The sequence below is a fragment of the Providencia sp. PROV122 genome (genome assembly GCF_028482365.1).
GTDB classification, from domain to species: domain Bacteria; phylum Pseudomonadota; class Gammaproteobacteria; order Enterobacterales; family Enterobacteriaceae; genus Providencia; species Providencia stuartii.
The window spans coordinates 1-13,636 of record NZ_JAMPQI010000020.1 but is presented as its reverse complement, the minus strand read 5'-3'; the positions used below and the strand labels follow the sequence as shown (position 1 = coordinate 13,636).

The following is a 13,636-nucleotide window of genomic DNA, read 5'->3' as shown; positions in this document are numbered from 1 at the left end:
AATAAGGCGGTAAGGTATGTTGGAATTTTTAAAAAATTACGATAACTTAACAATTAGCGAAAAAAAAGTATTAAAATATCTTACCGATAATATTACTGATATCCCTTATTTAAATATTAATGAATTAGTGGCTAAAACCTTTGTCTCAAAAACGGTGATCATTAACTTATCGCAAAAATTAGGGTTTAGTGGTTTTAAAGAGCTTAAATTTCAAATTAATAATTATATTCTCAGCAAAAATAAAACAGAAAAAATAAACCCGTCATCCTACAAAAAACAACTAGAAAGAAACATTAATAAAAGCTTTACATTGATAAATGAGGAGCAAATTGCTAATTGTGCCAAAACATTACGTCATTCTAGGAATATTTTTATTGTTGCTAGGGGAACGAGTAAAGCTGTAGGTTTTTATCTTGAACATATGCTGTTTGCACTGGGGCTACATTGCTTTTTTATTAATGATTACAACCTATCGGATTCATTCACACGCTTAGTGACCAAGGACGATACCGTGATTTTTATTTCTCTGTCTGGGGGAACAAAAAAAATCATTGAAACAGCGAAAATTGTCCAGTTAAAAGAGGCAAATATCATTAGTATGACAGCATTTCATACCAATGAGCTTACCAGCTATGCAGACAATACTCTATTTTGTTTTTCAGATAGTTATGACACTAAGATCGATGATACCAAGTCCAGAACTGGCTTTTTTATTTTAGTTGATTTATTGATCAATGAATTGGAGTATTTGCTTTAAAATAATCTGTACTCGTCATATTTCAAACTGCAATGCTTCTCGTTAAAGTATGGTGACTACGTTGATTTGTTACTTATCTATATCTCGAATCACTAAAGTATAAATAAAGTTAAATTAAAATTTTTTTATCTAAAGAAATGCCTATGTATTGTTTATTATATCCACTTAACTTAAATAATTTTAACCATTATTTAATGTGAGCAACAATATTATTCCTACATTATTTAGAATAATTTCCTCTCATATTGGAAAAAATAAAATGACCTAGGTCATAATTAATGACCTAAGATAATATTTAAAACCGAAACATCATTTATTTTACTCGATCTCCAGTGCTAGTATCCCTTTTATACTCGTCATACTTCTAGTTGCAGCGTTTTCTAAGCGCATAACGATTTTTTGGCTTGTCGCTTAGCTGCACCTCGAATTATTTAGAATATATTTTATATTCGAAGTCATAAGGAAAAAAATATGGCCAAAAAAAAGTTCGGTGAATCAATTCAACGTTTTGGGAGAACCTTACTTCTTCCAATCGGTGTTTTGGCACCCATTGGTATGATTTTGGGTATCAGCGGTGCTTTAGTTCAATCCTATATGATAGCTCGGTTTCCTTTTCTGGGGAATGAAACCGTTAATGCGTTATTAGTCAGTATCCGTTCAATTGCAGGTGTTATTTTTGACAATATCCCGCTCCTTTTCGCAATGGGGGTGGCTTATGGCATGAGCTTAAAAGATAAAGGCATTGCTGTTTTTGCCTCTGTCGTTGGCTACCTAACATTAATCATAACCATTAATGTCTGGCTAGTACTGACAGGTAAGCTTGCGGATCCTGCCGTTATGACTCAGGTTGGGCAAATTAAGGTGTTAGGCATACAAACCATGAATATTAGCGCCGCGGGCGGGATAATCACTGGGTTAATTGCTGCTTGGGCCACCGATAAATTCTATAACCTTGAGTTACCAACTGCATTTGCCTTCTTCTCAGGTAAAAAATCAGTATCGATTATTATGATTGGTTTAATGATCGCAGTGGGTGCAGTCTTACCTTTTATTTGGGAAATTTTGGTTCTTGGCTTGATGAAATTATCAGCCGTGATCCTCAGCCCAGTCGGACCATTCTTTACGGCAGGTGGTGAACGACTCTTTATTCCATTTGGCTTACACCATGTTTGGAACGTTTTATTTAGATTTACAGAAGCAGGCGGCTCTTACGTTATTGATGGGCAAACTTTTGTCGGGGTTGTTCCTGCAATGACGGAAGTGTTATTCAAACAAGGACCAAACAGTGAATACTGGGCAATGATGCCAAGCCTGACACGTTTTATGGCTCAACAGCAGATGTTAGTGACCTTGTTCTTATTCCCTGCTATTGCCTTAGCCATCTATAAAACATCCAAAAAAGAGAATCGTGCTGAAGTTAAATCAATGTTAGTTACCATGGTATTAACCGCCATATTAGGTAACGTGACTGAACCGTTAGAATTTACCTTCGTCTTTATCGCACCTCTTTTATATTTAGTTTATGCAATCATTGTTGGGATTGGTGCAGTTCTACTCTCTTTAGCGGGTGTTGCAATCGGCTATATCCGGGGAACAATATTTGACTTCACTATCTTTGGCTTGCTGTATGAACATACGAACTGGATCTTCTTAGTGATTATCGGAAGCTGTTTAGCTGTTGTCACTTACTTTATCTTCTACTGGGCAATCATCAAATTTGATATCAAAACACCGGGCAGAGAAGAATCAAGTAATTTGAAAAATACCTTAATTAAAGAAAAGCGTTATGGCGAGGTTGCAGAAATACTGATCAATGCATTAGGTGGAAAACAAAACATTCGTAATGTTGATAACTGTATTACCCGTATGCGTATTGACGTCGCAGAAGTGAATCAAATTGATAAAGATTTAATGTTGGAGTCTGGTTGTACTGCATTCTTCTTCCCATCGGCAAACCATGTCCATGTTGTCTATGGTCCAAAAGTTGAGTTTGTTCGTAATGCTGTTGATGAAGCAATGAAGAAATAAAGAAGGGATACAAAATGAGAGCGTTATACGATTCTAAAAGTAAAACTATTGATGACCGTGGAATAAAAGACCTGTTATCGAATGAAGCCAAATATTCAACTTGGTTAATGTTTGAATCAATGCTAGCTCAGGCTCAAGCCGAACTTGGTTTTATTCCTCAATCGGCAGCGGATGAAATTAAAGAAAAAGCAGTTATCGAGAATATTGATTTCGAAGAAATGAACCGTATTTATCAAAAAATCGGTCATGGCTTTGTACCTTTTTTAAAAGTACTGGTGAATGCTTGTTCCGAAGAGAGCGGTAAATATATTCATTATGGAATTACCACACAGAATATACAACAAAGTTCACAGCTGTATATGATGAAGACGGTACATCATAAGTTTATGTTGCTGCTCGGCGAGATCATTGAAAACTTATCTAATTTAGCATTGAAAACCAAATCGATGGTCATGCCGGGAAGGACCCATGGTCGCCATGCGATCCCGATTACCTATGGATATAAGGTTTCTGTCTGGATCAGTGACTTCATTGACTGTTATCAGCGTATGCAAGAGTGTGAAAAGCGTGTATTTACTATCATGATGGGCGGCGCTGTTGGGGCATTTAACTCCATGCCAGGTGTAGGTTTAGAGGTACAAAAAAGAGTTGCCGAATTAGTGGGCATGGAAGCGATGGAAGTACCATCAAGAAACCTGAGTACCCATAAATTAGAATATATGGCTAACTTAGCGTTGATGGCTAACATCTGCCATAAAATTGGTGAAGAAGTCTATAGCACAACATTGGAAGAAATCGCTGAGGTTTCGGAAGGGTTTACTAAAGGCACCGTGGGTAGCAGTACCATGCCACATAAAATTAACCCTAAATTAGCCAAAGGGATCATTGCTAACTCACAGAAATTATATTCCTTGCCAAGTGTGGGTATGTACTCTGCTGTGAGACCATATGAAGGGGATAGCAGTTCATACATGTTGTTTGATGGCTTGATTGAAGAAGCATTAGAGCTTACTACGGAGATCTTGTTGAGAACTGAAGAGCTGTCTAGAACGATTGTGCCTCATGAAGAAAGAATGCTACATAACGTCCTCAGAAATAAAGGATTAGATAATACTGAATACGTTATGATGAAGATGGCTGAAAAATTGGGTAAAGATAAAGCTCACTCACTACTCTATGAGGAAGCGATTAAAACCGCTGCTGATGGTGAGGATTTTTATACTAACTTAACTAAGAATGAGATCATTTCCGCGGCATTTAGCAATGATGAAATCAAAGAAATGTTAGACCCTCGAGCTTATATTGGTTTGTCTGTTGAAATTGCCGAGAAAGAAGCAAAACGTGGATTTGCTACTGCGCAAAAGATTCAACAACATTATAAATAAACCATAATGTTAATAATAAATAATATATTAAATATTATTTAAATTTCTAATAGATATGGCCATCTTTATATTTATAGATAAAGATGGCCAATCATCACTTAAAATTCACACTGGCTATATTATTCAAACGCTTGTCCATGTAGCATACCACCACACATTTCCCTGCACCCATCCATATATGTCCACTTCCCTTAAAATAAGACAGCGATAATTAGTGTTTCTGCCCTAAAATTTGCAGAGATCATGATGAAAAAAGCTCGTTTTACTGAAACTCAAATCGTTAATATTTTAAAACTCGCTGATTCAGGTATGAAAGTCGAAGATATCTGTCGCCAAAATGGGCTTCATATTTCACGCGCTTCAGCAAGCGTCACGATAGGCAATACACCAAAAACTAATCTTTTTCTTTACCACTAAAGCGCTACTTCATTCTCCAGTAGCATGAGTCTTTCGTTGTAACTTCAAGGCATAAGCCACCACCATCAAAGAGTTTATATGGCTTCTCTTTAGGCTTTGCAGCCTCTACCTGACGGGTGGTTTATGTCATTGGGGCACCTCATATGCCCCCCAATTTTGCCCAAATTTTTTGGTTGGTTTTATTTTACAAAATAGAGGGCCAAGTATTGGTATAAAAAACTGCAATATGATTGTTAGTCAGGCAATAATTATATATTTACTTATTGCTAACCTTATGAAAAATTAAATAATTTTTACACATCGACTTAACTATTATTTTTTGATTTTTTATTTTGCAAATTTCGATAATGATTTATTTATATTTCTCAATTCATGTACGACCTTTGTTTCTGTACTATTATCTGAGGCTGAAACAGCCTTAAAAGAGTAAACTTCAAGAAAGCTTTCATTCGTAATTAGATTATTAAATATTGAACGATTGTTTGCCTTATAAAAAGTTGTTTCTACTCTAATCTCTTTACCTTGAAACCATTTATCTAACCCATAATAGTCACCTATCATGGAGACTCTTGAAGCTCCTGGTGCTAAAAATGGAATTCCTGTGAATAAAGCACCATCAATCATCTCTTCAGCCTTTGAATTACCATGTGCAAATTGGGGTATTTTTTTATCTAACTTGAACATTACGTTTTTTGCAGGACTTTTACCGATATTTTTTATAACTAAATTCAATAGCGTTTTTGCATCTTTATCTAGTTCTAGATAAACGATAACATCAGGACTTGAGTTATCTTTATATATTAAGTAACTGATAAATGATGACATTATAGCTATCAACATCATTAAAATATTAATTATTAATCCGCTTATCTGTATGTTATCCACACCCTACCTCGTCTAATATGTCTAAACTTTACCCATATAATAACCATACCAAAATGGATAATATTTTTATACATTGCAAAATATCCTAGCTCTTGACTGGCCTGAAATCAAAACAGAGGAAACACTGGTGAAAAAATAGCAATGAAATAATTAACTTTATTCAGAAAAAATACAATTTTTTAAGGCACCTTTCGATGCCTTAAAGTATGTTTTCAGTTGACAATATTTGTAGTTAATGTGCAATTTTCTTATGAATAGGTTTGGTGTAATAGGTTCAATTGCCCCCAAGAAATTCTTTTGTTTCTTGTGATTCAAAAGTAACAATGGCATAAATCAACGCTCAGCACCGGTCAATGATTTCTTCTAGATCAAGATGGGAATTATCGTACATTTCGCACCTTCTGGTTAGATAGAAGTGCAGTGGTGGAACCTTTGAATGGGCTAAAAATCGTTATTGGGAGGGGGCACTTGGTCGTCGAATCCATGATGACAACCTCTCTGTTGATGATTTAAAGATCACCACCAAGAGACGCTAACCTTAAAGGATGGTGAACTGAACAAGGTTAGCGTAACTAGTCAACAGAAAATCTGGCACATCTTTCGATGCCCTCGTCCAGCCCATCATTGCTTTTCACAGGGTGTAGCTGTATCGCACATAATAACCGCTTTGTGGTTGTGCCTCTATTAAATTTCGGGACGCTAATCCACGACAGCGGATTTCGCCGCTACAGAGTTACTATATCTGGAGGGATACCTCTGTTCAATTGAACAGGGGTACATTCAGATAAACTTTGTTTATTGAAATATGATACAAGGTAAGGCTATATTGTTTCACAAAGTTCCACAAATCCCTTATCTACATAATATAACCCTGATTTGTCATGTAACTCTTTAAATATATTGCATGCATTCTTATGGCAATTAATTGCACTTTCTTTATCCCTACTAATAATAATCGTTTCTTTATTTTTGTTATTGGTGTCTAAAAAAGACTTTAACAAAAACTGGATAATAAAATCCTCAGATGGAAAAGAGTAACCAATAAAAATAAGAATATCTGCAGTTCTCAATTGATTTGAAGATTTAATAAATGCATTTTTAAAGTATTTATCACTATAATCTTGTTCATTAGAAGGCAATATAATATTTGGTGCTTTTTTCTCATTTTTAATAGATTCATAATCTATTTTAAAAATATCTCCATCTGCAATGACCTCAAAACCGCCATTTAATTTGTATAAACCAATACCACCAGCTTTAGGGCATTGTAATACATCATCAATCATGACAGGCATACCGCGTAAAATAGATCTTGTAGGTGAAATTTTATTCAAAACCTTGTCTATAACAATATCATAATTAGTCGTTATTACATCCAATCCATTAAAAGAACTTATTTCATTGAAAAATCTCACGATACCTGTTTTACTTTTATTTAATTTTCCTGTATCCTTCAGTTTTAATTCATTAGATTTAACAATTCTTTTAAACTTATTCTTGATATAACTTTTTATCTCATTTTCTAAAAGAGAAACAGTATGTTTATCTAAATGTGATGGCAGTAAGCTTGGATATCTTTTATAAACATCAATCATGTATTTAAAACTTTTAAATACCTTTGCTTTATCCTCATCTTCCGCACTATTTTCTGCCCACTTTAAATTCAAACTAGTAAACAAAGAAAAGAAATTATATTTATCCTTATTTTCTTCTGCTTCTTCATCTGAAATAGAAAACAACTGATTACTTAAGGGATAATTTTTATCCCATGCTTTAGAAAAACCAGCTCCTAAAAATACACAAACCCTTTTATCCTGACATTTTAATCTGATATCTTCAAAAGAAGACAATTCAAGATTTACCATAGTACTGGACGAGTTATCAAAATCAAAATCAAAATCAAAATCAAAATCATCTGACATAATTTAATCCTTTAAATTATCTTTTAAAAATTTAGGCAATATTCCAAACTCACCTCTGAAATACTTAGCTGAAATTTTTGCATCTTTTCTGACTGAAAATTTAGATGCATTTATTATTTCAGATGATTTATCCTCATTTTTATAGATAATGTTTAATTCATCTCTACGAATACAGTCATCTAAAAGTGGAAGGTTATGAGTTGAAAAAATAAACTGTACGTTATCCAGTTGACAAACATCATGGATTATTTTTTTCAGCATGCTATTTGCTAATAAATAGTGAATAGATGAATCAATTTCATCAATATATAAGGTAAGTTTATTGCTATGACTCCATAATAAAACAGCCATGAAGCCCAATATATTTAAGGTGCCACGAGAAAAAAAACCACTTCTTCTATCAAGGCCTACAGAAACAAATTCAGAACTGTCATGATGATTATTTATTCTATATACAAAACGATATTTACCCTCATCCCCTTGAGGCTGAAAACTGACAGAGTCAATATAAATAGGGCAAAGTTTTATATACTTATTATATTCATTTAAAAATTGATTAAATCTACTTTTACTTCCATTTTCTAGCTCATTTTGCAATCGTTCTTCAATAAAATTAATTGCCTGATTTGTATGATCCTCAGGAATATATGGTAGTTGCCGAATTGCCCATAAACCGACTGCTGTTAATTCAGAAACTTCTAACGACTTACTAAATGTGATAATAGCCCCACTATCTTTTAGTATTGGATTAATAAGACCTTCTTGCTTTTTATATTCTTGTTTAATAAATTCAACATCATTTAATTCTCGTTTGAATATACAAGACTCTTTAGCCCCTTTTTTTACAGGTCTAGAATATAAGTATTCTGAAATTATTTTTTCATTAAGTCCTGAAATCCCATATCTTAAAAATAAGGTTTTATCTTCATTAATGATAATTACTTCATAAGATGTGGGTCTTACTCGTGACTCTTGACTAAAAATGTATGGCTGATGCAAATCATTCAGTTTATCCTGACGAATTGCATTAGCAAACTCAGTTATAGCAGCTAATAATTGGCTTTTACCTGTACCATTACCACCAATAATTGCAGCAACTTTATTAATTCTTAAGCCATTATCAAGTTTCACAACATGCTCAGGATGCTCATCACCTTGAGATGAAACAAAACTAAGGCTTTGCTTATCCCTAAAACTTTTATAGTTTTCTATCGTAAACTGTATAAGCATATGAAACCTCTATTTTTGTGAAAAAAATGCAAAAATTGCATAGTTAGATGCTAAACTAGCTTCTAACTAGATTCAAGTGATTACAGCTTATGCAAGCGAAAATTGGTATATTTAAGAGTGTTTATTTATATTAAATTTAGGCATACTTTAACGATTTAGATTAAAACCTGTTGCTTTTTCATTAATAAGTAAGCTTATTATTTATATAAATATTTCATATTCTATTACCCCTCCTTTCGACGCCTTCAACTCCCCCACATACTCTTCATCCTCTTCACTACTCATCAAAATACCCTCACAGCCCGCACCAGCACTGATGTTCGTAGCTCTGAATATTTACCTCAGAACTCTTTATCAACTATTCAAGTGTTCAGTTTTAGCCACCAGCGCTAGCCAATGAACTACCATAAATATTTACTGAACACCATGAACAGAGCAAATTTAGATAATCATTATGATTAATTAGGTAATGGTGGATGAGATAATGCCAACGCGCGCAACCAATCATTGGCCGTCTCTGATAAATCCATGTCGTAACGAAATCCTTTATCCGTCTTAGCCTTTTTATATTCCGCGCCAAATTCTTTCATCACTTTAGGAAAATCTTTACCAAATTTTATGAGAAAAAATGAGTATTGGTGGCCGTAAGCTTCCATATACGCTAAATAAGCATGATAAAAATAAACGCGAGGGGCTTAGGATAAATGGCCAAGTCCCCATATACATGCCTACAGCTTTCCCCAACTCAACAGTATAGGCACAAAATCCATAGAGTGGCTCAGCCTCCCACTTCACTCCCATTGCTTCGATTGAATCACGTTGCTCAATCAATAGCTACTTTGCTTGTTCCTAGTCATGAAACTCCGCTAATAAGGCGCCAATAACTATGGGTAACTCATTGGCAATTTTCTCTCCAATAAAGTGGGGCTTTCTCAGACTCTTTTACTGAATGGTTAAATGCAAAAATTACACGTCGCCGTGTTATACCACCTTGGCGTTCACTAAAATTCATCGGCTCATTATTTTTTGCCAATACAACAGCCGTCAGCACTGTACTAAATTGCTTCTCATATTTGCCATCAATTTTGACAAGGTCACCACCTGTAATCGCTTTAATACCAGCGTCTTCCCCCACATATTTAACCTAATCGAGCAGTGCAATTAAGCTCTTACCCACAAACTGTGCTCGCCCTCTAGCCAGATCAAGCGTAGCCATATAAGGAAAGATATCCTTTTCAAAGGTATCAATAATTTCTCCGCGATAACGTAGTGACCAGCGATCTGCTTTAGATTTATGCCATTCGCGAGCAATAGCTTCAAACGTATTTCCTGTACTGAGCTTTTGAATCGCCTTCTATTCTTTTTTGACTTCTCCCGGATCTCCACCAGCAGCCAGTATCTTTTTTTGCTTGGTTTCACATTTCACGCGCTTCAGCAAGCGTCACGATAGGCAATACACCAAAAACTAATCTTTTTCTGTACCACTAAAGCGCTACTTCATTCTCCAGTAGCATGAGTCTTTCGTTGTAACTTCAAGGCATAAGCCACCACCATCAAAGAGTTTATATGGCTTCTCTTTAGGCTTTGCAGCCTCTACCTGACGGGCGGTTTATGTCATTGGGGCACCTCATATGCCCCCACAATCCTATTGATTTGGGGTGAGCTGAGCTGGCATCCGTTAAATTGAAAGTGGATTAATAGTTGATATTTGAGGGATTAACTGATTTTTGTGGCGGTGTATTGAACTTGAGTGGCGGAGATCACAGGAGTCGCATATAGATATAAAAAATATGATTTAAAAGGAAATTATTAATATGGACAAATAAATAACCCCCAAATACACCCCCAAGGCAATAATCATACCTAAATACACCCCCAAGGCAATAATCATACCTAAATTCATAATCTGATTAAAAGGTTAATAAGTGGGTTGCCAACGAGATAATTATACCTCCTCGCAACCCTTCTGTTAAATAATTTGCCGCCTATCAAAATATTCGTGTATCTTTTCTATCATAACCTTAATATTTTAAAGATCCTTTTTTATACTATTTAGTACATTAAAACCCAATTCACTTAAGATCCAACGGTTTGATATGTGCCATTGAATCAAGTCTTTTTTCTCCATCGAATTGAGCGTGAAAATCTGACGTTGCGTAACCGATTGAAACGACTTAATCGCAAGACGTTAGGGTATTCAAAATCATCCGGCATGCATGACAAGATCATTGGGACTTTCATTGAGCGAGAGTATTACGTTTGAAATGCCATCAACCCTTTGGATACGTGACCCATTTTTTATAAAAATACTAATCAAAGTGGAAGTAGGCTTAATTTATCCATCCAATATAGGATAAACTCAAAGTGATCTGTACTTATTCAATTCAATGTCACACACATGACACACGCATAAGGGCCATCTCTGTCTTGGCGACGTTCAACATAAACAGCTAACACGCCACGACAATCTGGCACCTCCTTACCAATATAATGCTCGCTATTACCAACCCATTTATACTTTCCCCTACAATAACGAGCAAGGCGAGAGCCTAAATGTTGCTGATGGATCTTCATTGCTGCGGATTTACGGATGATATTCATGGTTCACCTCATACTAAGCCATGCTCAGCGAAAGAGAAGATTTGCTGACCACCGATGATCAGATGGTCAAGTACTCGTACTTCAATTAGCTGCAATGCTTTTATTAATTGTTGCGTGATAGATTTATCCGCTTGGCTTGGCGTGATATCGCCTGACGGATGGTTGTGTGCAAAGATAACGGCAGCAGCATTAAAATAAAGTGCTCGTTTGACGACTTCACGAGGATAAACCTGTGTGCTGCTAATCGAGCCAGCAAACAGGGTTTCACTGCTTATCAACTGATTTTGTTGATTCAAGTAGAGCACAATAAACGCTTCACGCTCTAATGCTGACATTTTTAGCCGTAACCAATCCCTCACATTTTGCGTTGATGTAAAAGCAATACCCGGTTCACGCAGATACTTATCCAGTATGGTCAACGCACGTTTGATAGTACGTTGTTCATTAGGAAGCAGTGTTAAGGTATTCGTATAAGTATTGATACTCTCCATCGTTAATATCTCCATCATTACGAGGCTAGTTGAAGCATATTTTCAGCCATCACCCACAAGGCTCGGTTAAGCTTCACATCACCATCAATCCCATTCACTGAACGCGTGCGAGCGCGTTTACCTTTCGCATTTCTGCCTGATAATCCCCCTTTAATTAAATTTTCTTGCAAACGTTGGTACACCGTCCAAAGATCGTCCTTCTTATCTTCTACACGGCGTGGCTGTAATACTTGCGCTTCGGTGATCGGCTGATGCGCTTCACCATAACGATATGTGAGAGCAGATTGAGCAAAGATGTGTTGGGCTGGTGGCGGTAATAATAGGGACTGCATGGCATCACGTTGCTCATCCATGCGTTCAAATAGCCCTAATACTTCATAAGCCCCTTCAATGACTTTATTAACCACATCGCCCTTGTGCGGTACTCTCACTTCACCAAACGTGTCACCGCAAACGAGGCCATTACAGCAAATGGCTCTAAAGAAGCCGGGTAACATTTGATAGCTACTTGAGCCATCATGGCTATTGAGTAAGATGATTTCAGGCACTTGTATACCCGTGATTTGGTCATGACGACGTAACCGTAACATATGCTTGGTGTACTCTCGACGGCTGGCATCGCGTACACGAGTCTGGCAAGCGAAGAACGGGTAGAAACCTTCGTTTTGAAGACTATCGAGTAACGTAATGGTAGGGATATAGCAGTATTTTTCACTGCGAGAGTTGTGTTTTTCTTCTGAAAACACACTGGGTACTGTGCGAAATAACTCTTCGGTAGTTAGCGGGCGGTCACGACGAATAGAGCAAGCATTGCCAAAACGGGAAGCTAAACGAGACATAGGGGTTCTCCTCAATAATTAAACTGATAAATAATTCGATAAATGGATTAAATGAAGATTGCTGGTGGGGGAAAGATAAAACTGTGACTGATAAATCAGTCTATAAGGCGAAAGATTTGTGCTTGCTCGGGATGTTGCATCGCATAGTCACGAAGTTGGTAAAAATACTCTACCAGCACAGAACTCTCGGTTTTAAACGACCAGATGCTATACACCAGTAAACAGACAGCAATACCGGCTGCTTCAGGGCTTAACTCAGCTTCATTTCCGTTATGCGGGTTAAACATATGCAGGGAGGTTTCGAGCATATCAGGCCAGATAAATGCGCCGCCATTAGACAGCATACTGAACTCCCAGAAAGCACCTTGATAGACCTCACACATCTTATCCATCAGATTAAAGATATCGCCTTCAATACGTTGCCAGTCTGGCACAGTACCAAAGTAAAAACGCCAGAAGGTACTACGACCACGGGAATTGACGAGGTTGGTTTTGATAACCGTTGATTCTTGCTCTTGTAAGGTAAACATAGTAGAACTCCAATTCAGTCGATATTGATAGACAGTAATAAACAAAAAAGCCCTACACCTTGCGGTGCAGAGCTTTCTCGAAATGATAGGTATATTGAGTATCATTTTTAGTGACTCATTCTGATGATTGATTCACTAAAATAATACAGATATAAAAATAAATGTAAGTTAATTAATGGGTTAGTCTGATGATGCTTTTATAATGAATCAGATAATACGAAGGCGTAAATAAGGACGTGGTTAATCGATTAGATGGAAAATGGCGGAACGTTCTGGGTGTTGCGCCGCATAATCACGCAATTGATAAAAGCGATCGACGAGGGTGTCACTTTCTGTTTGAAATGACCATAAACTGTACATCATCAAACACACAGCAATCCCTGCCGCTTCACAACTGACGTCAGCTTCATTGCCGTTATGAGGATTGAATAGCGTAAGCTCCTCTTGATTCAAATCGGGATAAATAAAAGCGCCGCTATTAGATAAAGTGCAATATTCCCAATACCCGCCGTGGTAGTCCTCACAAAACTGACCCATAGTAGTAAAAATCA

The 13,636-nt window shown here is 36.4% G+C and carries 11 protein-coding genes and 5 pseudogenes; 5 read left to right on the top strand and 11 right to left on the bottom strand.

The features are described 5' to 3' along the window. Positions 1-16: 16 nt before the first annotated feature. From PSE69_RS14915 to PSE69_RS14900, 4 genes and pseudogenes are all read left to right on the top strand, one after another. Entirely contained in the window at positions 17-757 is a 741-nt protein-coding gene (locus PSE69_RS14915) for a MurR/RpiR family transcriptional regulator (RefSeq protein WP_004926190.1), read from the top strand. Positions 758-1,228: 471 nt separating this feature from the next. Then, the gene (locus PSE69_RS14910) at positions 1,229-2,785 is read left to right on the top strand and encodes a PTS transporter subunit EIIC (RefSeq protein ID WP_004926187.1); all 1,557 of its coding nucleotides are present in this window, start codon (positions 1,229-1,231) and stop codon (positions 2,783-2,785) included. Between the two features lie 14 nt (positions 2,786-2,799). Next, positions 2,800-4,170: a class-II fumarase/aspartase family protein gene (locus tag PSE69_RS14905; RefSeq protein ID WP_004926185.1), complete on the top strand. Its 1,371-nt coding sequence runs from the start codon at positions 2,800-2,802 to the stop codon at positions 4,168-4,170. 246 nt (positions 4,171-4,416) lie between these two features. Beyond that, positions 4,417-4,515 (top strand): annotated as a pseudogene (locus tag PSE69_RS14900) (transposase); the annotation flags it as partial. Positions 4,516-4,520: 5 nt separating this feature from the next. Here the strand turns inward: PSE69_RS14900 and PSE69_RS14895 are convergent. The 6 genes and pseudogenes from PSE69_RS14895 to PSE69_RS14870 all read right to left on the bottom strand — a co-directional run. Beyond that, positions 4,521-4,708, bottom strand: a pseudogene (locus PSE69_RS14895) (Arm DNA-binding domain-containing protein); the annotation flags it as partial. 206 nt (positions 4,709-4,914) lie between these two features. Continuing rightward, the gene (locus PSE69_RS14890) at positions 4,915-5,472 is read right to left on the bottom strand and encodes a hypothetical protein (protein ID WP_259466017.1); all 558 of its coding nucleotides are present in this window, start codon (positions 5,470-5,472) and stop codon (positions 4,915-4,917) included. 821 nt (positions 5,473-6,293) lie between these two features. Further along, positions 6,294-7,394 carry an SIR2 family protein gene (locus PSE69_RS14885; protein WP_154610361.1) on the bottom strand — a complete coding sequence of 367 codons (1,101 nt, stop codon included), beginning with the start codon at positions 7,392-7,394 and terminating at the stop codon, positions 6,294-6,296. 3 nt (positions 7,395-7,397) lie between these two features. Next, positions 7,398-8,624, bottom strand: coding sequence for an AAA family ATPase (locus PSE69_RS14880; protein WP_121875270.1), 1,227 nt, complete (start codon positions 8,622-8,624; stop codon positions 7,398-7,400). A 458-nt stretch (positions 8,625-9,082) separates the two neighbouring features. Next, positions 9,083-9,840: pseudogene (locus PSE69_RS14875) on the bottom strand (primase-like DNA-binding domain-containing protein); the annotation flags it as partial. Continuing rightward, positions 9,820-10,224: pseudogene (locus PSE69_RS14870) on the bottom strand (tyrosine-type recombinase/integrase); the annotation flags it as partial. The pseudogenes PSE69_RS14875 and PSE69_RS14870, both read right to left, overlap by 21 nt. Positions 10,225-10,743: 519 nt before the next feature. Between PSE69_RS14870 and PSE69_RS14865 the strand changes: the two are divergent. Next, positions 10,744-10,887, top strand: a pseudogene (locus tag PSE69_RS14865) (IS1 family transposase); the annotation flags it as partial. A gap of 116 nt (positions 10,888-11,003) precedes the next feature. Here PSE69_RS14865 and PSE69_RS14860 read toward each other — a convergent pair. The 5 genes from PSE69_RS14860 to PSE69_RS14840 form a co-directional block, all read right to left on the bottom strand. Continuing rightward, on the bottom strand, positions 11,004-11,225 hold the full coding sequence (locus tag PSE69_RS14860; RefSeq protein WP_004917300.1) for a DUF987 family protein: 222 nt from the start codon (positions 11,223-11,225) through the stop codon (positions 11,004-11,006). 8 nt (positions 11,226-11,233) lie between these two features. Next, positions 11,234-11,716, bottom strand: coding sequence for a RadC family protein (radC, locus tag PSE69_RS14855; protein WP_272675286.1), 483 nt, complete (start codon positions 11,714-11,716; stop codon positions 11,234-11,236). 17 nt (positions 11,717-11,733) lie between these two features. Beyond that, positions 11,734-12,555 (bottom strand): DUF932 domain-containing protein, encoded by an 822-nt coding sequence (locus PSE69_RS14850; RefSeq protein ID WP_272675285.1) that lies wholly within the window; start codon positions 12,553-12,555, stop codon positions 11,734-11,736. Positions 12,556-12,650: 95 nt separating this feature from the next. Further along, a complete protein-coding gene (locus tag PSE69_RS14845) occupies positions 12,651-13,085 on the bottom strand; it encodes an antirestriction protein (protein WP_152716259.1) in 435 nt (144 codons plus the stop codon). A gap of 240 nt (positions 13,086-13,325) precedes the next feature. Further along, a partial coding sequence (locus tag PSE69_RS14840; RefSeq protein ID WP_272675284.1) for an antirestriction protein occupies positions 13,326-13,636 on the bottom strand: 311 nt, incomplete at its 5' end.

What these genes read in the sequence shown, in the direction of transcription:
- PSE69_RS14915 (WP_004926190.1), top strand. Translation starts at nt 17, where the DNA reads ATGTTGGAATTTTTAAAAAATTACGATAACTTAACAATTAGCGAAAAA.
- PSE69_RS14910 (WP_004926187.1), top strand. Translation starts at nt 1,229, where the DNA reads ATGGCCAAAAAAAAGTTCGGTGAATCAATTCAACGTTTTGGGAGAACC.
- PSE69_RS14905 (WP_004926185.1), top strand. Translation starts at nt 2,800, where the DNA reads ATGAGAGCGTTATACGATTCTAAAAGTAAAACTATTGATGACCGTGGA.
- PSE69_RS14885 (WP_154610361.1), bottom strand. Translation starts at nt 7,394, where the DNA reads ATGTCAGATGATTTTGATTTTGATTTTGATTTTGATTTTGATAACTCG.
- PSE69_RS14880 (WP_121875270.1), bottom strand. Translation starts at nt 8,624, where the DNA reads ATGCTTATACAGTTTACGATAGAAAACTATAAAAGTTTTAGGGATAAG.
- PSE69_RS14860 (WP_004917300.1), bottom strand. Translation starts at nt 11,225, where the DNA reads ATGAATATCATCCGTAAATCCGCAGCAATGAAGATCCATCAGCAACAT.
- radC (WP_272675286.1), bottom strand. Translation starts at nt 11,716, where the DNA reads ATGGAGAGTATCAATACTTATACGAATACCTTAACACTGCTTCCTAAT.
- PSE69_RS14850 (WP_272675285.1), bottom strand. Translation starts at nt 12,555, where the DNA reads ATGTCTCGTTTAGCTTCCCGTTTTGGCAATGCTTGCTCTATTCGTCGT.
- PSE69_RS14845 (WP_152716259.1), bottom strand. Translation starts at nt 13,085, where the DNA reads ATGTTTACCTTACAAGAGCAAGAATCAACGGTTATCAAAACCAACCTC.